17 protein-coding genes are annotated in these 24,605 nt (G+C 43.9%); 13 read left to right on the plus strand and 4 right to left on the minus strand.

What is annotated here, in order from left to right; all coding sequences use genetic code 11:
* Positions 1–3: 3 nt before the first annotated feature.
* From MHH92_RS15305 to MHH92_RS15320, 4 genes are all read left to right on the plus strand, one after another.
* Positions 4–2,277, plus strand: a complete 2,274-nt coding sequence (locus tag MHH92_RS15305) for a beta-glucosidase (protein ID WP_340904676.1) — start codon at positions 4–6, stop codon at positions 2,275–2,277.
* Positions 2,278–2,467: 190 nt separating this feature from the next.
* A complete protein-coding gene (locus MHH92_RS15310; protein ID WP_340904677.1) occupies positions 2,468–3,550 on the plus strand; it encodes an ABC transporter substrate-binding protein in 1,083 nt (360 codons plus the stop codon).
* A gap of 212 nt (positions 3,551–3,762) precedes the next feature.
* Positions 3,763–4,422, plus strand: a complete 660-nt coding sequence (locus MHH92_RS15315; protein WP_340904678.1) for a TetR/AcrR family transcriptional regulator — start codon at positions 3,763–3,765, stop codon at positions 4,420–4,422.
* Positions 4,419–5,555 carry an alpha/beta hydrolase gene (locus MHH92_RS15320; RefSeq protein WP_340904679.1) on the plus strand — a complete coding sequence of 379 codons (1,137 nt, stop codon included), beginning with the start codon at positions 4,419–4,421 and terminating at the stop codon, positions 5,553–5,555. Before MHH92_RS15315 ends, MHH92_RS15320 begins: the two co-directional genes overlap by 4 nt.
* A gap of 131 nt (positions 5,556–5,686) precedes the next feature.
* Here MHH92_RS15320 and MHH92_RS15325 read toward each other — a convergent pair whose 3' ends face one another.
* The gene (locus MHH92_RS15325) at positions 5,687–6,025 is read right to left on the minus strand and encodes a cupin domain-containing protein (RefSeq protein ID WP_047843047.1); all 339 of its coding nucleotides are present in this window, start codon (positions 6,023–6,025) and stop codon (positions 5,687–5,689) included.
* A gap of 79 nt (positions 6,026–6,104) precedes the next feature.
* Positions 6,105–6,932 carry a helix-turn-helix transcriptional regulator gene (locus MHH92_RS15330; RefSeq protein WP_340904680.1) on the minus strand — a complete coding sequence of 276 codons (828 nt, stop codon included), beginning with the start codon at positions 6,930–6,932 and terminating at the stop codon, positions 6,105–6,107.
* Positions 6,933–7,136: 204 nt separating this feature from the next.
* Between MHH92_RS15330 and MHH92_RS15335 the strand changes: the two genes are divergently transcribed.
* The 6 genes from MHH92_RS15335 (at position 7,137) to MHH92_RS15360 (ending at position 14,548) form a co-directional block, all read left to right on the plus strand.
* Complete coding sequence (locus tag MHH92_RS15335; protein ID WP_340904682.1) at positions 7,137–8,606, plus strand: sensor histidine kinase; 1,470 nt, start codon at positions 7,137–7,139, stop codon at positions 8,604–8,606.
* A gap of 6 nt (positions 8,607–8,612) precedes the next feature.
* Complete coding sequence (locus MHH92_RS15340; RefSeq protein ID WP_237175289.1) at positions 8,613–9,305, plus strand: response regulator transcription factor; 693 nt, start codon at positions 8,613–8,615, stop codon at positions 9,303–9,305.
* Positions 9,306–9,424: 119 nt separating this feature from the next.
* Positions 9,425–10,933 carry an S-layer homology domain-containing protein gene (locus MHH92_RS15345; protein WP_340904684.1) on the plus strand — a complete coding sequence of 503 codons (1,509 nt, stop codon included), beginning with the start codon at positions 9,425–9,427 and terminating at the stop codon, positions 10,931–10,933.
* Positions 10,934–10,943: 10 nt separating this feature from the next.
* The gene (locus MHH92_RS15350; protein ID WP_340904685.1) at positions 10,944–11,648 is read left to right on the plus strand and encodes an ankyrin repeat domain-containing protein; all 705 of its coding nucleotides are present in this window, start codon (positions 10,944–10,946) and stop codon (positions 11,646–11,648) included.
* 312 nt (positions 11,649–11,960) lie between these two features.
* Positions 11,961–12,674, plus strand: a complete 714-nt coding sequence (bglS, locus tag MHH92_RS15355; RefSeq protein ID WP_036615630.1) for a beta-glucanase — start codon at positions 11,961–11,963, stop codon at positions 12,672–12,674.
* Positions 12,675–12,901: 227 nt separating this feature from the next.
* Positions 12,902–14,548 (plus strand): extracellular solute-binding protein, encoded by a 1,647-nt coding sequence (locus MHH92_RS15360; RefSeq protein ID WP_051447411.1) that lies wholly within the window; start codon positions 12,902–12,904, stop codon positions 14,546–14,548.
* A 153-nt stretch (positions 14,549–14,701) separates the two neighbouring features.
* Here MHH92_RS15360 and MHH92_RS15365 read toward each other — a convergent pair whose 3' ends face one another.
* Positions 14,702–16,342, minus strand: a complete 1,641-nt coding sequence (locus MHH92_RS15365; protein ID WP_017688357.1) for a response regulator — start codon at positions 16,340–16,342, stop codon at positions 14,702–14,704.
* 11 nt (positions 16,343–16,353) lie between these two features.
* Entirely contained in the window at positions 16,354–18,063 is a 1,710-nt protein-coding gene (locus tag MHH92_RS15370; protein WP_340904688.1) for a sensor histidine kinase, read from the minus strand.
* 146 nt (positions 18,064–18,209) lie between these two features.
* On the opposite strand from MHH92_RS15370, the gene MHH92_RS15375 reads away from it, so the two are divergent.
* From MHH92_RS15375 to MHH92_RS15385, 3 genes are read left to right on the plus strand one after another with little or no spacing between them, the layout of a single operon-like run.
* The gene (locus MHH92_RS15375) at positions 18,210–19,160 is read left to right on the plus strand and encodes an ABC transporter permease (RefSeq protein WP_445744671.1); all 951 of its coding nucleotides are present in this window, start codon (positions 18,210–18,212) and stop codon (positions 19,158–19,160) included.
* 15 nt (positions 19,161–19,175) lie between these two features.
* Positions 19,176–20,054, plus strand: a complete 879-nt coding sequence (locus MHH92_RS15380) for a carbohydrate ABC transporter permease (protein ID WP_017688354.1) — start codon at positions 19,176–19,178, stop codon at positions 20,052–20,054.
* A gap of 43 nt (positions 20,055–20,097) precedes the next feature.
* Positions 20,098–24,555, plus strand: coding sequence for a carbohydrate binding domain-containing protein (locus tag MHH92_RS15385; protein WP_340904691.1), 4,458 nt, complete (start codon positions 20,098–20,100; stop codon positions 24,553–24,555).
* The last annotated feature ends 50 nt before the right edge of the window (positions 24,556–24,605 follow it).

The raw sequence follows: 24,605 nt of genomic DNA on the forward strand, positions 1-24,605 counted from the left end.
ACTATGGATAAATCAATCAATGAATTGTTGTCGGCACTAACGCTGGCCGAGAAAGCTTCACTCTGCGCAGGATTGAATATGTGGATGACAAAAGGAATCGAGCGGTTAAACATTCCGCCAGTTCATATGTACGATGGGACAAACGGCATCCGTAAAACAAACAGCGATGAAGAAATGGGGATTACAACGGAAAATGTACCCGCAACTTGTTACCCTACGGGTTCAGCCATCGGTTCTTCGTGGAATACGGAATTGTTGTATGAAGTCGGTGTGGCACTGGGACGTGAATCAAAAACCATGGACGTTGAGCTGCTGCTTGGACCGGGTGTCAATATGAAAAGAACACCGCTTGGCGGAAGAAACTTCGAATACTACTCGGAAGACCCATACTTGACGGGGGAACTTGGGGCGGCGTTTATAAACGGGATTCAAAGCGAAGGCGTGGGCGCTTCTGTCAAACACTTTGCAGGAAATAACCAGGAGTTTGAAAAGATGGTAACCAGTTCGGAAATCGACGAGCGAACGCTTCGCGAGATTTACCTGAGCGCCTTTGAACGTATTATTAAGAAATCCGACCCTTGGACGGTTATGTGTTCTTATAATTTATTGAATGGAACGTATACGAGTGAAAACGAACATTTGCTGTATGACATTTTGAGAGAAGAGTGGGGTTATGAAGGTGTTGTTCTATCCGACTGGACAGCTGTTAATGATCGCATACGCGGTCTGAAGGCTGGGCTTGATCTGGAGATGCCGGGTCCCGCCAATTACAATGCCAAAGCGATCATTGAAGCGGTTCAGAACGGAAGCCTTTCCGAAGAACAGTTGGATCGCAGCGTGGGTCGTATTTTGAAGCTGGTTGAGCGGGTAACGGGCAAGAAAGACATGGATTCTTCTACAGATTCGGACTATCATGCACTCGCACGTAAAGCGGCGGCCGAAAGTATTGTGCTTCTGAAAAATGAGAACGCGATTCTCCCGCTAGTGCAGGAGTCCATTTCGTCGATTGCCGTGATCGGACGGTTTGCCAAAAAACCGAGAATTCAGGGAGCGGGCAGTGCGAAGGTAACGCCTACTAATGTCGATATTCCATGGGATGAGATAAAAAATCTGGCTGGCGATGCCATGACCATGAATTATGCAGAAGGCTACCCGGAGGATGACTCCATCAATGATGAACTAATCAAGGAAAGCGTCTCATTAGCGATGAATTCCGATGTTGCTGTATTGTTTGTTGGCCAACCGGAATATGCGGAATCGGAGATGCATGATTTGCAAGGCATTGATCTTCCCGAGCATCAAGTGAAATTGATTCTCGCGGTAGCCGCAGTTCAACCCAAGTGTATTGTTGTAACGAGTAGCGGCTCCGCACTGGCGATGCGCCCATGGGTACAGCATGTACCTGGTGTGATTCATTCTTGGTTGTCGGGTCAAGGCATGGGTAAAGTGATTGCAGATGTATTATTCGGACAGACGAATCCTTCGGGCAAACTGTCTGAGACATTCCCTGTCAAACTGTCGGACAACCCTTCACATATGCGAATTCGCGGAGAGAACGGCAAGCTGTATTATCGCGAAGGCCTATTCGTGGGTTATCGATATTATGACCGGAAAGAACTGGCACCTCAATTCCCGTTTGGACACGGATTGTCTTACACATCGTTCTCCTATACGGATCTGGAAGTGTCTCAGACCCACACCGGTGTTACGGTGTCCTTCCAATTGAAAAATACCGGAAAGCGCACGGGGAAAGAAGTTGTTCAATTGTATGTTCACGATGAAGAGTGCACATGGACCCGTCCTGAGAAAGAATTAAAAGCTTTTGCCAAAGTTGAACTGGAGCCGGGTGAAGAACGCAAGATTACTTTTGAACTGGAAGAGAGAGATTTTTCATACTACAACACCAAGTATAACCGTTGGGTGGCAGAGACCGGGTTTTTCCAAATTTCACTTGGCAGCTCGTCCAAAGATCTCCGAATTACGGAACGTCTGCATTGTGACTTTGGTAAGGAAGAAATCACGTTCCAAAAATTCAGTCTGCTCAGTGAGTGGATGAGTGATCCTGCAGCGAAAAAGGAATTGGAGCATTGCCTGAATGAAATGAACGAGCACGTTACGGACAAGGTATATCTTAACGAGGAGTTTGTAGGATTCTGGGCAGATTTCCCGATGATCAAAGTATTCCAAATGTTCGGTCAACAATGGATGAATGAGCGGTCACCTGATGAAATTATTAATGAACTTATCGCCAAGGTTAATCAGGCACGTAATGAATAGTTAAGTAAAAGAGGAACCAAGTTCAATCCCGTACAGGGGAGATGAACTTGGTTTCTTTTTATTCATCAGACGAATGATATTGATTATTGTTCTCATTTACACGCTTCGACATTTACTGTATACTGACAATAGTTATTTTACATATTGGCATAAAAGACAAGAGAGAATTGAAAAGGGAGAGATTATTTACATGTTGGTATCCGTTAAAAAAGGAATTTTTCTTTGTTTGATTACTGCAATGATCCTGGTGCTCGCAGCGTGTTCAAGCAGCAATGGTGGCAGCGAAGATGCAAATGGCAGTTCACAGCAAGCTGCGGAGAGCAGCACCACGAATGCAACAACAAATGGGGAACAAACCGACGCTGACGCTTCAGCACCTGCCGAAACAACTTACCCGGTAACCGTTTCAAACTATACAACAGAGAACGGCACATGGGTGAAGAAGGATCAAACGTTTGACAAGGCACCTGAACGAGTAGTTGCCAATACCCAAGGTGCAGCCGAGCTGATGATTCGCCTTGGTTTGACAGACAAACTTGTAGGTGTAGCTGCGTTGTTTGGTAGTGTACCTGAAGATATTGCGGACGAGTTTAAACAAATTCCTGTGCTAGCTGAAGGCTATGTAGGCAAGGAAGTGACAATAGGGGCTACGCCTGACCTGGTTGTTGGTCGTGGTGGATTGTTTGAGGATGCGGACTGGGGTGTTGGTACAGTAAGCAGCTTGAATGATATGGGGATCAAAACATATGTACAAAGCACCAGTGTTCCTGACGCATCGTTAGATAGTCTGTATCAGGATATTACTGAATTAGGTGAGATATTCAACGTACAAGCCAATGCAGCGGCATATATTGAGACGCTTAAAGCACGCGAGAATGCCTTGTCGGCCCGAGCTAGCGCTGAGACGATCAATTATGCATCATTTTCGGATAATGGTGATGGAACCATTGGAATTTACAACGGAAATGGAGATACGTTTATTGAAAGTGCAATGTCATTAATCAATATGCATAATATGCTGATTAATGAAACTGGCACACTCAGTCTGGAGAAGTTAATCGAGATTAATCCAGATGCAATGATTATTTCGAGGTATGCAGGTGGTATTGATCCTGAGCAGACGATTGAAAAGCTGCTTGCCAACAAACAGGTACAAAACATTAACGCAGTTAAAAACAAAAAAATCTACATTATTGATTTCAACAACTTCTGGGGTTACGGGGATTCCATCTTCACAGGTGTTGAAGGACTCGCTGATGATCTCGAGTTGTAATGAAGCCAAGGACAAAAACATAGTACCATTAAAAGTCGCTATTTTAGCGGCTTTTTTTGTTATCAGGGACCAAATTCCTGTCTAAAGCTGTTCCCGGTCAGCCTGAATGATAGCGAGAATGGAGTGAACACTCTATTTTAATACGATTTGACTTGTGAATGTATTATCGGTATAGTGTGAATCAGTTCACAGTTCAAATTAAGGAGTAATCTATGCCAAAAAATACTTTCTTTCGTTTAGACGAAGCAAGGCGCGAGGAAATATCGAATAGCGCTATGCATCTTTTTGTTGATAATCTTTACGAGGATATAACTATGAAGATGGTTTTGGATAGTTTGTCCATGCACCCTGGAACATTTTATCGGTATTTTGAAGACAAAGATGACCTTTATTGTCACTTAATACGTAATGTGACCCAGAAAAGAGCTGCATACTTCAGTAACAGTAATGAAGATTCCCTTTACAGCTATTTCCTTACTGGCTTATTTGGTAACGTTAATGGCATGGTGACCGAGCCACTGAATGAGTTGGAAATCAAACTGACTAAAACATTTTCATATATTCCTGAGGACATTTTGCTGAAAGTATATGTGAATGTGTTAAAGGGCGAGTCATTCCCCATGATCAAGGACATTTTACGCCGAATGAGGGTTGATGGATATCTCCGACCGGATGTTGACGACGACCTGATTTCTTTTATGTTTGAGTCAATGCAGCTTAATTTAATCTTGTTTTTTAGGGAATTCGATATTAAGGACTCTAATCTACAACATAAGATCAGCAAGTACTTTGCTGAATTTATGGGTCATGGGCTGCTTGAAGATCATAAATATTCTGAAATGGTTAGCGATCTTAAGGGGGAAAGAAAATGAAAACCTATGACGTATTTCCAGAACCAATTGGCGGCTATACTGTCGGTCGAACCCAGATGGATTTTGAGTACACGGCATCAGATTACTCCAAAAGAGAACTGACCGCTTTTGTGTACTATCCGTCTGACAGTAGCGAAGGTAAGACTACATCAACGTACATGTTTCCTGAAGTCTACGAGATGTTTAATGAGCAGCCACTTGTCACTGCGTTGAAGGATGTTTTCTCTATAGATATCAAGACCCAGTGTTACGACGACCTTGCTCTCTCCGGAAAGGAAAAGCGCTATCCAGTGTTATTCTATGTGTGCGGTGGAGGCGGTTCTCCAGAATGGGGTACAGTGCTCTGTACAGACTTGGCAAGCATGGGGTATGTTGTGGTAAGCATCGGCCATCAGAATAGCACGATGTATAAACGTAAAGATGGGCGCCTGTTTAATGTATCAAAGGACTTTTCGGATGTCATTACAGCCTTTGGTAAAGATCCGGAGATGCTGGCGTTGGCTGGTAAGATGGAGATGCGGCCTGATGATGAAACTGCCATTGAGATGTGCTGTAACGTGCTTGCACTACCGATACTTTCCAAGATAACAGAGTATAGTGAATCACAGGCAGAAGATGTAAGGTATGTAGCCGATTATCTTTACAAACTGGACTCTGGAGAGCTGAATTCCATCTTTAAGGGCAGATTACTGCTTGACATCGGCATGGGTATAGTCGGACATTCTTATGGAGGGCCTACGACGGCGATGGTTTGCCGGGATGACGACCGGTTCACCTGCGGGATTGGCTTGGATAGCGGTGCGTTTGGCCTTCTTGACAGCGATCTTAAGAAACCCTTCTTGTTCCTGTTTTGTGAACCTAACTATAATATGAATGCGATTATTGGCGCTAACAATAGCATGGAAACCTATTATTTCTCAGTTGATCGTGTTGCACATTTGGATTACTGTGACATCGTGTTTACCAGTGTTAATGAGGAACTCAGAGGTGAACGGGATGTTATGGAGATGCGAAATCTTGTTACAGACTATGCGAAGAACTTTTTTGATCAATACATACTGCAGAAGGCAACAAGTGTGGAAAGTCTGGCATACGATGGTGTGGAATTGATCAAGAAGACCAGCAACAAATGACATAACCGAGAGATTGCTGATTAATGCATGTCAAAAAGCTAGCCGTACAGACGCAGAGCCGATAACCCCTATTACGCGGTTATCGGCTCTCTGATATTACAAATTGACATCCTGGTTCCAATAACTGACGCTTATTCCGCCTTAGTCCCGCCAGTGTTTACTTCGCTTCCAGGCTCCATCAACATGATATGACATTCCTTTTCAGCGGAAGGTTTGATCTCGACTCCTTTAGGCACAATATACATCTCGCCCTTGGAAATCTTCACTTGGCCATCACGAAAATCAATTATCATTTCCCCCTCGAGCACAAAAAATAACTTGTCGGTCTCCTCATGAACATGCCACTCAAAATCTCCAGCAATCTTAACGATCTTAAATTGATAGTCATTCATTTCACCAATAAGTTTCGGAGACCAAAGATCGTTTAATTTCGAAAATTCCTCATTCAATTGAATAGCTTGATAGTGCATCGTCATTCCTCCTGTGTATTAATCCTATATGTTCAGTATACTGATCTAAGCACTGGTATAACATGGATGCCTATTGAAATCAGGATGGATTATTGATGAACTTCAGACGATACTCCGTAGGAGAAATACCATATTGTTTCTTAAACACTCTGCTAAAATAAAAGGGGTCAGCAATGCCAACGGTCTCGGCAATCTGTTGTACAGACGCATCACTTGCCAATAACATTTGTTGTGCCATGTTTATACGATATTTCAATACATATTCTGCTGGACCCATACCTGCATGTCTTCTAAACACGTAGGAAAGTCGATTTCGATTAACATTATTTTGTTCTGCAAGTGATGCGACAGTCAGACTTTGATCATAGTATTCTTGGATATAGGTAGAGACCCGTTCGAATAAAACATCTGATTCACAACTATTTTGCCTATGATCAACACATATTAAAGTCTCATTCAGTACATCGCGAAATAGCATCTCGGTCTGAAACTTTGAAATACCTCCACGCTGGTTATACACATGCCAAAGACGCGTGATTAATTCGATCAGACGTGGAGACTGACCCGTTGATAATTCAAAATGCTGATTGGAAAAGCTTGTCTCTTCGAGGTCCGAACTACATATCCGGTATAAAACGAGGATATATTCCCAGTCCGTTCTATGAAACACGGTTTGATCCAGTTTCATTTTCGCGCCCCCATGTACAACTTTTCCTGGTGAAAAGATATAGGGCGTACCATCAAATTGAAATTGTATTTTTCCTGTAAGAGGAAATACAAATCCAGGAAAAGAATCGGTATAGTCAGCCTGGGGAACCCCTGGATTTCTAGCATATCGATATACGCCTTCTACTTGAAAAGGAATGTGTGCAAAATGCGCTGCTAACTGATTAACGTCTACTTTCACATTACGTACCTCATTTCAAAAGTGTTTGCCGGTCATTCTAAGATAAATCGTTGTGCACCTAACTCCAACATTATTGATAACGATTATCACTGTCAACATATATAATGAAAAAGAAAGCTCTTTTTTTACATATGGGCAATAGAATCCATCTTGTGTTAACATGTGCACTAACTAATCCAATTGTTTGCTTGAGAAGGGGAACCCATGTCAATTCGAATAAAAATGCTGCTGTCCTTCACGGGCATGCTTGTTATAAGTCTACTGTTCATCCTGCTTACGGCAAGTCTGTATACGATTGCGGCTACAGGGGATCTACAGAGTTTCCGTGATATATACAAGGTACATTATCAGATCAACCCCTTGACTGAACAGGGAGAATCGATCTTTCAAGAGATGAAGTTTCTGGCCAAAAATGACCCGGATGACCTGCAGAACAAGGTTTTGCTGCGTGAATATGATATGAAGCTTCGAGCTGAGAAGTCAGGGCTCTACATCAGACGAGAGAATAGTCAGATCTTCGAATCACTGACCTTCAACCAGCCAGAACTGAAGCAAGCACTGCCTGCCTATGATCTTAACAATTATCAGATTCGGAGCACCTTCAATATTGGTGAGCGATTTTATGCGTATGCAAAATTTGATTTTCAATATTCAGATGGGGAACGGGGGAGTATCTTTGTCATTCGCGAGAGAAGCCCCTTTGCGGAGCTTACTCGCAAGTTGCTGCCTGTGATGTCATTCCTGCTTATTGGTGTCCTCATCATTGCAAATCTGCTCTTGTTCCGCTGGATCACGCGCAGCTTCATTAAACCCTTGAATCAACTACGAAGTTCAGCCGAACATATCAAGGATGGTAATCTATCCTTTAAACTTCAGCTAAACTCTAATGACGAGGTTGGTCAACTCAGCGAAGCGTTTGAGAGCATGCGGAATCAATTACAGCTCTCCTATGCGTTACGTCAGCAGGACGAAGTGAACCGCAAAGAGCTTATCTCCAACATTTCGCATGATCTCCGTACGCCGATTACTAATATCAAAGGGTATATTGAGGGTATTCGTGACGGCGTGGCTAATACTCCGGAGAAAATGGAGAGTTATGTTAATATCATTCACTCCAAAGCAGTTAGCATGGATAAGCTGGTGGATGAACTGTTTTTGTATTCCAAGCTCGACTTGAACCAAGAGCCTTTCCTGTTCAAGACAGTTGATCTCGCTGATTTCCTTGAAGATAGCATTGAAGAGCTGAGATATGATCTGGAGGATAAAGGTGTTGCCCTGGATTGGATTAACCAGGTGTCTGGTCCCGCCATGGCTGCTGTGGATCCGGAGAAGTTAAAACGTACCGTTGTCAATGTGGTGGATAATGCACTCAAATACATGGAGAATGAACACAAACGATTCGAGATTACACTTCAAGCTGATGAGAAATGGATTACGATGGGCTTTAAAGATAATGGCAGGGGAATACCTGAAGAGGCACTGCCTTATATATTTGAACGCTTCTATCGTGCAGAACAATCCCGGAATTCCTCAACGGGCGGAAGTGGGCTCGGGCTAGCAATTGCCCGCCAAATCATTGATGGACATGGGGGCTTTATCTGGGCAGAAAGCCAGCCCAATGATGGCACGAGCATATATATCAAGCTGAAACGGCTGAATGAAGAGAGGAACTAATAAGTAATGGCAAACATTTTGATCATTGAAGACGAAACAACGATTGCGGAACTGGAACGGGATTATTTTGAGCTCAACGGATTTTCCGTGGATCTCTGCCATACTGGAGATGAAGGTCTGAAGCAGGCACTGGAGGGGGACTATCATCTGATCATTGTTGATCTGATGCTTCCGGGACTTGACGGATTCGAATGTTGCAGGCGCATTCGCGAGGTAAAAGAGGTTCCTATCCTTGTTGTCTCCGCGAAAAAGGAAGAAATCGATAAGATCAGGACATTTAATCTGGGAGTGGATGATTTTATTACAAAACCGTTCAGCCCAAGTGAATTGGTTGCACGAGCAAAGGCTCATTTGACCCGATACGAGAGACTACTTGGCAAAAACAAACCAGCTGAGCAGGATGAAATCCACATTCGCGGGCTTCACATTGATAAAGGATCACGCCGCGTTTTTGTTAATGGAGAAGAGGTGGCGATTACAACCAAGGAGTTCGAGTTACTTGTATTTCTTGCGAGTCATCCCAACCGTGTATTTAGCAAATCCGATCTGTTCGAGCGGATCTGGGGCATGGATTCCACCGGAGACATTGCAACGGTTACTGTCCATATTCGCAAACTGCGCGGCAAGCTGGAGACAGACCCCAAAAATCCGGAGTATATTGAAACCGTCTGGGGTGCAGGCTACCGGTTTACTGCATAAGTTTCGTGAAAATTTAGAGCCAGTTTATATTTTGTTAATAACTTTAGCCTTGGGAGTTTCTTTTTGTCCTCTATTCTATAGATACAGGCAACTACAACCTATAGAGGAGGAATTCAACCATGAATTCTACAACCCGCAAAATCGCTACATTTCTAACCATAACTGCATTAGGTACAGCAGTGTTCCCGTTAACTGCGAATCAAGTACATGCAGCTACATACGTTACTAACATTGCGGCAACAACCACACAGCTTAACCAACAACAGATTGAAGCTGCTATCAAGGATCTGAATAGCTTGGGGATCATGAACGGATATGCAGATCAATCTATGGGTGAACATCGAGCAATTACCCGTGCGGAGTTAGCTTCATTGGTTTTCAAAACGTTTAATTTGGAGAGCAAGACGGGAGAAACCGTAGAATTAACGGATGTCAATTCCAATGCATGGTATGCGCCATATGCGTCAAAGCTTGTTGAACTTGGCATCATGCAGGCTAACGATGGACAATTCAATCCGCAAACTCAAGTGTCGGATGCTGAACTCGAACAGGTCGTATCCAAAGCGATGCAACGTGATGTAAAGTCCGTTCACCATTGGATGAGCGAGTTCTACTCCGAGAACGGTACAGCAACGCGCGGCGAAACAGCAGTGCTGTTGCAAACTGCACACCAAGCTATTCCTTCGGAGCAAGCTCAAATCAAGAGCGTTAGATCACTGAATGCCATTACGTTAATTGTAACTTTTGACAAGCCGCTGACAGCAGCGAATGAAGCTTTTGCCAAGGCACAAACGGACTTTGCGTTTAGTGGCGGGTTGACGTTAACCAATATGCCCCGTTTGAAAACAGGTTCAATTGCGACTTACATCGTTCCAACGTCCGTACAAGATGATGGTGAAGTGTACAACCTGACTTACAAAGGCCAAGACGCTGGTTCCTTTGAAGGCACTGGTACGAAAATAAACATGACAACGGTTAGTCAAGTAACGAATGATACATTCGAGATTGAAGCATTGCAAGTCAACAGTGTCGTGGATTATGGTTACATCATTTCGGCTTACAGCGGTGGTCGAGGAGCTAATGCATTTGTGCTGAATGATCAAGAGCAAGCAGGAGGCAAAACGTATCAAATCATCTCTTCCATGCAGGCAAGACAAGTTGTAATTACGCCAGAAGGTGGCGAGCCTATCGTTGCCAGATATGTCCCGTTCACGCAATCCACAGATGGTAAACAAGAACCGAAGTTCCGTTTGCCTGAGGGACAAACGCTGAAATCAGGTGTCACATATACGGTTTCTTCGGATTGGGCCAACATCGAAAATGCTTCATTTACGGCGAAATCGTTTGATGCACTAGTGGTTGCAAGTGCTCAAGCAGTGAGTGAAACCTCCATTGAAGTTACACTTGACCAGGAACCTGGGGATGAACTGTTCTCTGGTCGAAGTGTAACGTTAACTTCACCTAGCGGGGATGTTCTGACGGCCACTTATAAATATTCAAGTCGAAAAGGTGCGACGGGTGTATTCGACCTAACAAATGATGGGAAGTTGACTCCGGGTACTACGTATACAATAAACCCAGTTGGAGATTGGAGTATCGCTTCTTCGGTCACCTTGACACTGGAGTAAAGGAGGCAGTATGAGTAAATCTCTGATCATCGTTGTCCTGATAAGCAGTATGTTGATCGTTCAAGGTTGCGTGCCTGAAATGAGAAACGACTCCAACGTGGAGGAAAAGGCCATGACTTCAGCAGATGAACAGCTGTTCAAGGCAGTAGAGGACAGCGATACTGAACGCATCGATCAAATGATTCAAGCAGGTGCCAATATCAATGCTCAAGATCAGAGTGGACGAACCGCTACAATGATTGCAACCTACAATAATGATCCAACATCGGCTAAAGTGTTAATTAAAGCGGGGGCAGATGTGAATATACAGGACGATATGAAAAATACCCCGTTTCTGTATGCTGGCGCTGAAGGATACTTGGATATTTTGAAGCTGACAATCGAGGCGGGAGCGGACCCAGCGATAACGAATCGATATGGAGGGACAGCACTTATTCCAGCTTCGGAGCATGGATATGTGGATGTAGTGCAAGAACTACTGACTCAAACTTCGGTGGATGTGGACCATGTGAATCAATTGGGATGGACAGCACTACTCGAAGCGATCATTCTTAACGATGGCAATGCTCGGCAGCAGGAGACGATACAATTACTCATTGACCACGGAGCAGACGTAAACATATCGGACCGTGATGGGGTGTCACCACTCAGTCATGCGAAGAATAATGGCTTCAAAGAAATTGAAGACATTTTGGTACGAGCTGGTGCGAAATAGAACCCTTTTAGGGTGAATAAAGAAACAAACATGTTGAGATATATGTAAAAATGGTTTTCATGGAGCGCCTGATTCCTTCTAAGCTGAAGGGCAGGCGCTTCATTCAATCCATCTTACGTGTATGAAACTGGCATAGTCTTAACATAACATGATTAGATACAAGAACGAAGATCTTAAAAATTGAATATCTCTGCTTTAAAGTTTGCTATAGTTTACCACCATGCTTCCGGATAAAATGGAAATACCAACCATGTAAGCGCTATCTATTATTGCGCTGATTATACATGTTGGAATCATTCATGGAGGTGTATGATGAAGAGGAAGTCTTGGTATACTTTGGCGGTAACTGGTGTCATCTCTTTGTTTTTTTCGGTAAGCGCTTTCGCGGGTTATGTGTTCTGGGAACCTCTAACCTATTTTAACGCAAGTACGTGGCAAAAAGCGGATGGGTATTCCAATGGGAACATGTTTAACTGTACGTGGAGGGCTAACAATGTTAATTTTACAAGTGACGGCAAGCTTAAGCTTGGTTTGACCAGCTCTGCACAGAACAAGTTTGATTGCGGAGAGTATCGTACCACGAATACGTATGGGTACGGCTTGTATGAAGTCAGTATGAAACCTGCCAAGAACACAGGTGTAGTTTCCTCATTTTTCACATACACAGGCCCTGCACATGGCACCCAATGGGATGAGATTGATATCGAATTTTTAGGAAAAGACACAACCAAAGTGCAGTTCAATTATTATACCAATGGGGTTGGTAATCATGAGAAGATTATCAATCTAGGGTTTGATGCATCCCAGGGCTTCCATACGTACGCATTTGACTGGCAGCCGGGACATATCAAATGGTATGTTGATGGTGTATTGAAACATACGGCAACCAGCAATATTCCTAAAACACCCGGAAAAATCATGATGAACCTGTGGAATGGAACAGGAGTAGATAGCTGGCTCGGTCCTTACAACGGGGCCAATCCGCTCTATGCAGAGTACGATTGGGTCAAATATACGAGTAATTAAGCAGACTGAAGCAGCCGTTAGCGGCTGCTTTTTTCTATATTCTGGCATTGTATTTATTCAATATATGTATTCAATATCCAATATCCTAAATTAATGCAATAAATGTTGCAATATTAGTATGGGCATAAATAACAAAAATTCATTATGATTAACTTGTAAGCAACATTACATAGACTGGGGGAACGAAGTTGGACACAAGTAAAAAGAGACGAGTAGGCAGTTTGGTCATGATCGGTGTATTGGCCCTATCTGCAGCCCTGAGTGGGTGTAGTAACGGGAGCGACAAGAAAACAGAATCGAGTACACCAGCGACAACGTTGGAGCTCAAAAATGGGAAGTACGATCCACCAGTATCCATTACGTATTTACGACCATGGGGTCCAGACGTGAAGTTTAAGTCAGGCGAGGATCAGGATAACAACGTCCATACAAAATGGGCCAAGGAGAAACTCGGAATTGAGTTGAAAAACCAGTGGATATCTCCTTCTACCAATAATGCATTTGAGACGAAACTGCGCCTGTCACTAGCTTCCAATGCGGACATGCCAGACATTATTTCGTATCGCGGCGAATTCAATCTGGTGCGTGAATTGATTGAGTCCGGAAAATTTGTCGATGCGGGCGAGTTGTTTGACAAATATGCCAGCGACACATGGAAAGCAGCCGTAAACGAAGATCCTTCCGTATGGTATCCATACATGCAAGATGGCAAAAAGATCGGTATTCCGATTCTGGACTATTCCTATAATGGTGATCCTGTCATGTGGATCCGTGAAGACTGGATGAAGAAATTCAATCTGGAAGCACCTAAAACTATAGATGATCTTGAAGTCATTATGGAAACGTTTACGAATCAAGATCCGGATGGTAATGGGAAGCAGGACACTTACGGACTCACCATTGGCTTCAAGAACTGGCTGAACACATGGATGTCTGAAGCTGGGTGGGTATTTGGCGCTTATGGTACAATGCCAAACCAATGGAATCTGACGGCAGACGGAAAACTTGAATACGGTTCCGTTACACCTGGTGCAAAACAGGCTTTGGCCAAATTACAGAGCTGGATGAGCAAAGGGTATATCCCGGAAGAAGCCGGCGTGTATGACGAGACAAAAGCAGCTGAAGAATTTACTGCCGGAAAAGCAGGTATTGTGGTTGGTCCTCACTGGATGCCATCCTGGCCGCTGGAGGATGTGAAGAAAAACAATCCTGAGGCTGAATACAAGGCGTATCCAATTCCTTCTGGTCCAAATGGTCAAGCAGGCAGACATGGTACGTCAAACGGAAATGGCGTAGTTCTAATTAACAAAGACATGAAAAATCCGGAAGCCTTTTTCACCTATCAGAACTATCTCTTTGATCACTATGCAAATCCTAAAGAGGGCGATGAGTTTGAGCATGGATTTGCGGAAGGATACGATTGGGTTATGGTAGATGGGAAACCATCAACCGATGCAAGTCTTACGGGTGGTTATGCTCCAGAGAAGTACACCTTAACGTTTGATGGAGCGCGTATTCCAAATCTAAGCATGACAACACTTGCCAAGCTCGCGAGCGGTGAAGAAGCAACTACACCATTTGAGAAGAAAATCAAATCAGGTGTACCAGTACCTATGCTTGATGCAGCCAAGATTGTTTTGGATCAAAAGGATATCGTGTTCAATCAAATGTTTACTGGTGCACCTTCAATGACGATGCAGATGAACAATGACATTTTGACAAAGATGGAGAAAGACACCTTCTCTCAAATTGTGTATGGCAAAACCTCTGTGGACGCGTTCGACTCATTTGTTGAGAAGTGGAAGTCTTCAGGCGGAGATCAGATTACGAAAGAAGTTAACGAGTGGTATGATTCCGTGAAAAGCGGAAAATAGGATGACAAAGGGCTGGCTGAAATGATTCATCCCGGCCACATAAGCACCAAAAAGGCATTGCAGGAGAAAATCTCCGGCAATGCCTTTTTGTAATTGATATAGAGTAGAGGAAACCGGAGAGATTACTAGAACGTCAAGTCTGGCCTGAGTATCTTAAACCGGCAGATTTTCCCGATATTCTTGCGGTGTAAGATCATAAAATTTCTTGAAAACTCGAATGAAATATGCGGTATTGTTGTAACCGACAAGTTCTGCAATCTCAAACACTTTGGCGGTTGATGTTCGCAAATGATAGGCTGCTTTCTCCATTCTTAACCGGTAAACATAGGCAGTAAGTGCTTCACCTGTCTCCGCCTTGTATACCTTGGACAAGTAGACTGGGTGCAGATGCACATGGTCGGCAATTGCAGGCAGTGATACATCTCCAGCCAGATGAAGGTCGACAAAACTTTTGACGCTGCGCACAATGGTGCTGTGATTGTCTCTAAGCTCTTGTTCAGCATCATCTCGTATGTAATGAAGTGTACGCACGGACCAGTCCTGTAGCTGCTGCGCAGTGGAATAGCTGGGAGCTTGAAAGTAACGATAGGACTCTGCTGGTATCAAAGAAGAGATTTGTTTGCCATTTTTATGAATGATGTACGCAAACGCGCCCGCAATAGCAAAATACACCTCAAAAGTTGACTCAGCAATATCATGATGTTCATTGGAATGCAGCAGTTCCTCAAAAATGTGCTCGATTTTCTGTTCCACATCCTCAAAGCGACCAGCTTCGAGCAGGCTAATCAACGTTGGTGGCTGATACAGCGACCTGATCGTATGTAGAGGGTTGGCATCCGTTTCATCGGAAGCGGTGACAAACAAACCTTGCACCTGACCCATCCGTTTACGCATGGACATAACCGTTCGCTCATAGAGTTCTCCAATTTCGTGGGGAAACTTGCCCCAACTGGAGACGGAAATGGAGATTGCACCTTTCAGGTATAACTGAACATTGGTTTGAATCTGGGCAGCATACTGCTCAAGCAATGTCTGAGGCGTCTCACTCCTGCTATAACTCATCGTTGTGGAATGTTTCATGCTTACCAGAACAACAATGTAATCATGAACGTCTCGTGTGTGCCAGATATGAAAATGATTATGCATCACTTCACTTATGATATTACATATCGCATATTCCATTAGGGCCAGGTCGCCGTGTGCCATATCGGATAGATGTTTCTCCATACGGATAATCAACATGCCGAGATCTTCTCCTACGGAGTAGGGAAGCTCCAGCAGATCAAGCTTGTCTGCCAGCGTCTTCTGATCATAGACTTTTCCAGTCAGCAACTCATGCAGCATCGTGGATTGAAGCAATGGCAGATGATCCTGAAAGGCGTGTAAGGCTCTTTGATGAGATGCTGCGGTTTCCCACTTTTCTTTAATTCGATGAACAAGACGTTGCACGGATTCGATCAGATCTTCATCGCTAACAGGTTTCAGCAAGTAATCAAAGCTTTCCTGCGCAATGGCCTGTTTCGCATATTCAAAGTCGGCGTGACCTGATAAAAGAATTGTCTGCACATGAGGCCACTTTTCATGAATCGCTGTAATCAGTGCAATGCCTGACATTTCGGGCATACGTATATCCGTAATTACAATGTCAATGTCGTGGTTGTCCATAATTTCCAGCGCTACTGCACCGGATAAGGCTTCATGAACTGTACCGATCCCGCAGCTTTCCCACGGAATGGTCTCTGCCAGCGTTTCCACGACGGAACGTTCATCGTCAACTAATAATATTTGCAGCATGGGTCGTTCACCTACTTGTCTGTATTGTCGTGCCATGTGATGTTAACTTTAATCCCACCCATTGAAGAATGATCATAAGATAGCCCAGATCCTTCACCGTACAGAAAAGACAAACGCTGATGGACATTCCATGTACCACATCCCATATTCTCATCCAGCGGTTTAAGAAGATTATCTCTCAGATGATCAAGTTGTTTCTCAGACATGCCGAGCCCACTGTCCTCCACGGTAATCGTGTACACATCATCCTCGCAGTCCGCATAGATTTTAATCTCACCATCTACCGATTTGGGCTCCAGACCATGAATAATAGCGTTCTCAATAATAGGCTGGAGGGTTAGTCTGGGAACTGTTTTATCTAAAATATCATGGGGCACGTCGATTGTAAAATGCATTCGTTCCAGACGAAGTGACTGGATTTCCAAATAATTTTTGACCATCGTCAGCTCTTCACGAAGCGTGGCTTGATCCTTTTCGGACCTGGTTATGTATCGGTAATACTCCCCCAGATTCAGTGCCATGGCTACCACGGCCTTTTCATTTTTCATTCGGGCCATGTTCTTGATATAGAACAGACAGTTATATAGAAAATGCGGATTAATCTGCGATTGCAACTGTTTGAGCGTGGCTTCCCGACTTCTTAATTTCTCCTCATATACATTCTCGATTAATTCTTGAATTCGTTGAGCCATGATGTTGAAACGTGCAAATAACAGGCTGAACTCATTGCGTGCAGAATGATGAAGCCGAACGGAAAAGTCCCCGGTGGACAAGCGATTTGTCCCCTTAACCAACTGTAAAAGTGGAAGCTGCACACTTCGGTAGAGTGTATATAATACAACAACGCTCATCACGATCAGAACGGCAATTGAAGCGTAAAAGAGATTCCGGCTGCTCGTAATCGGTTTCAAAATTTGCTGCATAGGCACATAGTCAACATAATACCAGCCGAGGCTCTTGGATTGAATATAAGAGACGTAATATTCCGTTTTGTTCAACGTTGTACTGAATCCACCGCTGGCCTGCAGTTTTGCTTCTTTCAGGGAAGGCAGGATTGCGTTCAAGGTTTCCTTTCCAGAACTATTGCTAATTAATCCATAATCGGGATGGAACATGAACGGGTCACCTTTATTATTTAACTTGTTTTGATTAAGAAGTGCAGTTAAGTGATGAACTGGAAAACTGATTTGGGTAATCAATCTGGCTTTGCCAGGTCTCGCCATCGCTGTCGTTGGATCGGTGGTGTACCAGATAAACTGATTGTCGGCATAGGTCCAGGATTGCGAGAGAGGCTCCTTAAATTCATCATCCATGTACGGAATGTAAGCATAATAATCCGTTGATATCACTTTTTGCATCCTTGGGAAGTATAGTGTGATGGTCGAATGCCATTTGCTTGCTGCGTTGTACAGATTCATTTTCTCCAGAATGGCGCTTCCAACTTTCACACGTTCATAGGGAATGTCCTTGTAGTCGGGACGTTGATATTCCTGAATACTCGAATCTTGCCCAATAGACATCCCATACAATGACAGTTGGTAAATATTGGATTCTACTGAATCAGCAAATGTCGAGAGATGATTCATCGTATTGTTCTGAATCTCGTGTTCGATAACACGCACGCTTTCCCGGTTCGAGTATGTATAGAGAAACAGCACCAGAATAAGCAGCATCACAAACAACAGTGTAATTTTGGTAAAGACATTCAAGCGTGTGAACAAAGTCCAACCTCCTTAATCTTATTAAAATATTGATATCGTTGTTGCAATATTAGGATATAGATCACAAATTTCCATTGCTATAATTTTAATATACAAGTTCACGATGACTTGTAAAATACAAAATTTAGAACATGGGGGATGCAGGAGTGAAGGAACATACGTTAGAAACGCCGCATAAACGGCGCTCCACCAGGGTTAAACAGCGCTGGAATATGCAACGGAACTGGACCTTGCATATGATGCTCATTCCAGCTGTATTGCTGGCACTGGTGTTTCAGTACATACCGATGGGTGGCATTGTAATTGCTTTTCAGGATTTCAAACCATACTTGGGATTTTCTGAATCCAAATGGGTGGGTTGGGACAACTTCCGATATTTATTCTTATATCCGGACGTAGGTCAGGTGATCTGGAATACGCTGGTCATTGCATTTTTCAAAATCATCGCAGGACTGTTCGCTCCATTCCTGTTTGCCATTTTGCTCAATGAAATGCGCTTGACGGCATTCAAGAGAGTAAGTCAAACGCTTGTGTATCTACCGCATTTCCTATCTTGGGTTATTCTCGGTGGTATTCTGCTCGATATCCTGTCTCCTCAGGGCGGCATGGTCAACCAGCTTGTCGTAGCATTTGGAGGAGAACCGATCTTCTTCCTGGGAGACGGTACATGGTTCCGAATAACGCTGATCCTCAGTGATGTGTGGAAAGAATTTGGTTTTGGTACGATCGTATTTCTGGCTTCTCTCTCAGGAATTAATCCTGCACTCTACGAGGCTGCCGAGGTGGATGGGGCCAACCGATTTAAACAGACGCTGCACATTACGATTCCGGCATTAATGCCGATTACAATCGTACTGATGACACTCTCTATCGGCAATATCCTGAACGCCGGTTTTGATCAGGTATTCAACTTGTACAATCCGCTTGTGTATGACAAAGGCGACATCATTGACACCTTTGTATATCGACTCGGGATTCTGAACGGGAAGATGAGTTTTGCCACAGCAGTAGGGTTGTTCAAATCTGTGGTTGCTACCATTTTGATTGTTATATCTTACAGAATGGCTTACAAACTAGCTAATTATCGAGTTTTCTAGAGAGGAGAAAAGGGCTTGTATTATAAAACAAAAGGATACCGCATATTCAGCATTGCCAATTATACTTTTCTTGGGATATTATCGATACTCTGCATTTTACCAATTATTCATATATTGGCTGTTTCATTCAGCAGTATGGCGCCAGCATCATCAAACCTGGTTACCTTCTGGCCCATCGGGTTCACAACCGACGCATATGTAAAAACATTCGGGAATTCAAACTTCATCAACTCCTTGATCGTGTCACTTAAGAGAACTGTAATTGCGACGATCATCGGTATGGTCATCATGCTCTTAACCGCATTTCCGTTGTCGAAGGAAGATATCAGTTTTAAAGGTCGCTCCTTATATACGTGGTTTTTCGTATTTACCATTTTGTTCAGCGGCGGTTTGATTCCAAGTTACATTCTGATCCAGAAGCTTGGCTTGATGAATACAATCTGGGCGCTTATTCTGCCTGGCGCACTGTCCGTGTGGAACGTTATTCTCATGATGAACTTCTTCCGCGGTCTGCCCAAAGAACTTGAGGAAGCAGCTTATTTGGATGGAGCAGGTCATATTAAAACGTTGATTCTGGTCTACGTACCGCTTTCACTTCCAGCTATCGCAACCTTGTCCTTATTTACGATGGTGTATCAGTGGAACTCCTGGTTCGACGGCATGATCTATATGTCTGATATTAAAAATTATCCACTTGCTTCTCTATTACAGACCATTATTGTTCAGCAAGATCTCAGCAAAATCAACGTCGATCCTTCCATGTTGGAGAATATCTCGCAGCGAACCGTACGCGCAGCACAGATCTTTATCGGCGCGCTTCCGATCCTGATGGTATACCCGTTTTTACAACGTTTCTTCGTTAAGGGGATCGTTATTGGAGCAGTTAAGGAATAGGCTATGCAAATGCAAGGATAACTGAGCTGAGGGAGGAAGAAGGATGAGAAAAGGACTGGCATGTATGGTGGCATGGAGTTTAATGGCTTCTCTCGTTTATCCAGCAACTGCTGGAGCAGAAAGTGTACAGGGTCAAGCGGAGGTGGGAAATGTGCAGGCAAAAAGCCTGCACTTCTCTGTTCCCTATACAGACCTGACGGGGCATTGGTCACAATCTGCAGTTACACGGTTGCAAGACTTGAATTTATTGAAAGGTTATACGGACGGTACGTTCAAGCCCAGTCAGGTCATTAGCCGAGCTGAATTCGTCATGATTCTGGATCGGGCCTTTGGTTTCACCAGTAATGCGGCGACTGGTTCATATGCGGATATGACTTCAGACGATTGGTACTATGACGTGATGGTACGAGCGAATGGTTCTGGCATCATCGAAGGGACAGACCGTGAACATCTGTCACCACAACAACCGATTACCCGCCAAGATGCAGCGGTTATGGTAGATCGAGCTTTTCAACTTTCAGCGGTTACAAATGAAGATAGTGAACAATTGAAATTTCAGGATGCAGATGATATTTCTAGTTATGCAAAGAAAGCGCTTACCTATCTGGTGAACGAAAATATTCTTAAAGGTTTCCAAGGCAAATTAAATCCCAAAGCCCCGATTACACGAGCGGAGACGGCAGAGTTACTGTCAGCGATGATTGCAGATGTAAAAAGCACTCCTGGAACATATGAGTCCCGGGTAGATGGCAACTTGATTATTAAATCGACGGATGTCACGTTGAAAAATATGATTGTTAATGGAAATCTGCTGCTGGCAGAAGGCATAGGCGAGGGATCTGTTGTTCTTCAGGGCGTAACAGTTACAGGAAGTGTCATCATTAAAGGCGGAGGCAGTCATTCCATCAACATTAACAACTCCAAGCTGAAGCGAGTAGTCGTTGACAAACGTGGGGAACCCGTCAGAATTGCCATTACGGAAGAAAGCAACATTCAGGAGATGCATGTAAAGCAGAAATCCATTCTGGAGATCTCTTCAAACAGCCTGATTGATTCCATGAATATTCATGCAGAAGCGAGTCAGACTCGAATGGATACCAAAGGTACGATCCAAAAATTGAGTGTAGATGCCGATGATGTTGTGATCAACGGAGAGAAAGTAAAACAAGGATTGCGCACATCCATGGTGGGTGAAGCCCAACAACCTGCTTCATCGCAGCCTGGTGGTTCAACAAGTGTGACAAGTACACCCACACCATCTTCTCCAGACGGGCAATCACCGTCTACACCATCAACACCAAGCAATCCGGCTGGCGAAAAACCGGTTCCAGCAACAACGATTCCGCATGATCAATGGGAGCTGGTCTGGAATGATGAGTTTAACGGGCCTTCGATTGATTCTTCCAAATGGACCGTGCAGGATACAGGACTCGTTTATAACAATGAAATGCAATATTACAGCCCCGATAACACTCGCATTACAAAAGATCAGAATCGAAGCGTGTTGCAGATTGAAGCAAAAAAGGGTCCGAAAAACGGAAAGGATTACAGCTCTGGCAAACTGATCTCCATGGGAAAAGGAGACTGGACCTACGGTAAAGTAGTTGTACGTGCAAAGCTTCCGATTGAAAAAGGCATGTGGCCTGCCATATGGATGATGCCAACAGATGAAGCACATTATGGTGGATGGCCTGCCTCTGGTGAAATCGATATTATGGAGTTAATTGGTGGCAAAGAGAGTAATAACAAGGTATATAGCACATTGCATTATGACAGTGTGAAGCCTGACGGCTCCCATGGACATGATCAGGGAAGTCTTACTCTTCCGAAGGGAGAAACTTTCGCTGACGATTATCATGATTTCCAGGTGGAATGGTTGCCGGGTATGATTCGTTTCTATGTGGATGGAAAGTTGCATCATGAAGTGACCAACTGGCAAACGAAGGCCGCCGGCCAACCCGAGTATTATACGTTCCCTGCACCATTTGATCGTCCATTCTATCTGATTCTGAATCTGGCAGTTGGAGGAGACTGGCCGGGGGCACCTGAAAGCAACTTCACTTCTGAAAAGATGAATGTTGACTTTGTGCGAGTATATTCTTACAAAAATCTAGACTCATGGCCTGATGTAACAACAAATCCCATCGAGCCTGCGCAACAGCGTGACCCACAAACCGATGGCAATCAAATCTACAATGATCGTTTTGCGGAAGGGTCTGCAGACAATGGAGTGCCTCTTCAGTGGAAATTCATCACAAATGCTGATGGAGCTGGCAGTGTCAAAGTTGTAACGGATGAGCAGAAAGGGAAAGCAGCAGAAGTTACCATTGATGCATCGGGTACTGAGAACTACTCGGTTCAACTCACTCAGATGCCGATGTACATCAAGAAAAACAAAAAGTACAAGATACAATTTGATGCGAAAGCATCTGCTAACCGTACAATCATGTCCAAACTGAACCAATTTGAAAAAAGCTGGACCAATTATTCGGGTGATAACACCTTTGCACTCACGACAGATTGGCAATCCTATGATTATACCTTCAATATGCGGGATGGCACGGATAACAGTGCCAGATTCGAATTTAATCTGGGGTTGGATGATACAACCGTTTGGTTTGCCAATGTCAGACTGATCGAGGTGGGTGAAGCTGATCCGTTAACTGTCGAACGAAACGCGCTACCTGATGGCAACTTTATTTACAATGGCACATTCGATCAAGGCAAGGAGCGTCTGGGATTCTGGTCAAGCAGCATTCACGGCAGTGCGGCAGCCAATATAAGTGTAAATAACTTTTCGAAATTCCCAATTATGGAGCGTCAACTGGTTGTTGATGTTACTCAAACGAATAATGACCCACAACAAGTTTCGGTGAACCAACCGGATTTGAAACTGGAAGCGAATACAACGTATGGTTTCTCCTTAGATGCCAAGGCAGACACACCGCGAAGTATCGACATTGATGTTGTCAGCAGTAATGGGCATACGGTACAGGTTCATCAAGGACAAAACCTCTCCTTGAACCAAGAAATGAAAACATTCACCGGAGAAATCATCATTGGAGATGGAGCATCAATCGCACAATCCGAGCTAAAACTGTTATTCGGCAGTTCTAAAGGTAAGGTATATGTGGACAATGTTCGTCTGACGAAACGCGGCAAACCTCTGTCAGTGAATGGCTACGCACATGTTCCTGCAACCGAAGCCTGGATGATGCAGGGCTTACAACTGGAGGACTCCGTAGAAGGAGGAAAACATGTCAGTTACATGGATCAGGGAGATCTGCTGCAATATAAAATCGATGTAGCTCACGACGGAGTATATGTTCTGTCTGCCCGAATGGCCAGTGGAAAAAGTGATTCCAAGGTTCAGTTCAGCATTCAGGATGAACAAGGTACAACCGTTGCACAATCAGACCTGAGTCTCGGAGACACGGGTGGATGGCAAGCATATAAAACTGTGTATTTTCCAGGGGTCAACTTGACAGCAGGCAAACCCTATTATGTGAATTTTGAAGGAGCAGATTATAATACACGTTGGGTGGATATTTCACAAAACAAAATTCAGAACAGTGAGCTAACAGCTGATCTGAATCATTGGGAGCTAACTCCTAATGATCTGACAGCCTCACATGAAGAGGGCGCAGGATTAACGATTAAATTGCCTGGTACAAGTGAACATTGGTGGGATGCTTTGTTGCAACAAGGTCAGATCAAACTGGATGCAAACAAAACGTACCGACTTACCTTCGAGGCATCTGCTTCAAGTCCTAAATCCATGCAAGCGGTTCTTTCTCAGAATGCAGGCGATTTTGTGAAGTATTTTGAAGAAGAAGTGGAATTAACTGCGGATCAAAAGTCGTATACTTACACCTTCACTATGGGGGATACCTCCGATTCGGCAGCCATGCTTGCATTTGGATTAGGATATCCGCTATCTACAGGTGAACACTCGATTCACATCAATAACGTGCAATTATATGAAGTTAATCCGAATGCAGATCAAGGAGGTCAGCCAGCTCATGTTAACCTTATTCCTAATGGAGACTTCTCCAAAGGTAAGGAAGGTTGGTTTACCCACGCGGATGGTAATGCAGCGGACCTTGAGATGCAAGTTAGCAATCAACAGCTTCAAGCCAAGATTGGTCATGCAGGACAGCATCCATGGGATCGTCAAGTCATCAATGAAGGATTCGGCATACAGCAAGGTTTTAAATATAAATTAACGTTTAAAGCGAAAGCGGAGAAGTCCAGGAAATTGGGTTTGGGGATTGGATGGGTCGATGCAACTGCCAACTATGAATGGCATGGTTTTTTTGGGGCACGAGTTGATTTGACTCCAGAAGAACAGGAGTTCACGTTTACTTTTGATGCAACAGAAGACAGCTATGCGAATACTCGAATTTCATTTGATCTGGGTAACATTGATGGTGAGCAAGATGGCAACACAACCGTCTCATTATCCGAGGTCAGCTTGATTAATCTGGGTCCTGCCAATTAACTTCTGAATTCTCTATAATTTGTCTTATATGCTTGCCTAATTCTCTTATT

The sequence above is a fragment of the Paenibacillus sp. FSL M7-1414 genome (assembly GCF_038003195.1).
GTDB classification, from domain to species: domain Bacteria; phylum Bacillota; class Bacilli; order Paenibacillales; family Paenibacillaceae; genus Paenibacillus; species Paenibacillus amylolyticus.

Excerpts from the sequence above, each read along its gene's own strand:
- MHH92_RS15385 (WP_340904691.1), top strand. The coding sequence starts at position 20,098 with ATGAGAAAAGGACTGGCATGTATGGTGGCATGGAGTTTAATGGCTTCT.
- MHH92_RS15325 (WP_047843047.1), bottom strand. The coding sequence starts at position 6,025 with ATGCACTATCAAGCTATTCAATTGAATGAGGAATTTTCGAAATTAAAC.
- MHH92_RS15350 (WP_340904685.1), top strand. The coding sequence starts at position 10,944 with ATGAGTAAATCTCTGATCATCGTTGTCCTGATAAGCAGTATGTTGATC.
- MHH92_RS15315 (WP_340904678.1), top strand. The coding sequence starts at position 3,763 with ATGCCAAAAAATACTTTCTTTCGTTTAGACGAAGCAAGGCGCGAGGAA.
- MHH92_RS15310 (WP_340904677.1), top strand. The coding sequence starts at position 2,468 with ATGTTGGTATCCGTTAAAAAAGGAATTTTTCTTTGTTTGATTACTGCA.
- MHH92_RS15335 (WP_340904682.1), top strand. The coding sequence starts at position 7,137 with ATGTCAATTCGAATAAAAATGCTGCTGTCCTTCACGGGCATGCTTGTT.
- MHH92_RS15360 (WP_051447411.1), top strand. The coding sequence starts at position 12,902 with ATGATCGGTGTATTGGCCCTATCTGCAGCCCTGAGTGGGTGTAGTAAC.
- MHH92_RS15320 (WP_340904679.1), top strand. The coding sequence starts at position 4,419 with ATGAAAACCTATGACGTATTTCCAGAACCAATTGGCGGCTATACTGTC.
- MHH92_RS15340 (WP_237175289.1), top strand. The coding sequence starts at position 8,613 with ATGGCAAACATTTTGATCATTGAAGACGAAACAACGATTGCGGAACTG.
- MHH92_RS15365 (WP_017688357.1), bottom strand. The coding sequence starts at position 16,342 with ATGCTGCAAATATTATTAGTTGACGATGAACGTTCCGTCGTGGAAACG.
- MHH92_RS15305 (WP_340904676.1), top strand. The coding sequence starts at position 4 with ATGGATAAATCAATCAATGAATTGTTGTCGGCACTAACGCTGGCCGAG.
- bglS (WP_036615630.1), top strand. The coding sequence starts at position 11,961 with ATGAAGAGGAAGTCTTGGTATACTTTGGCGGTAACTGGTGTCATCTCT.
- MHH92_RS15345 (WP_340904684.1), top strand. The coding sequence starts at position 9,425 with ATGAATTCTACAACCCGCAAAATCGCTACATTTCTAACCATAACTGCA.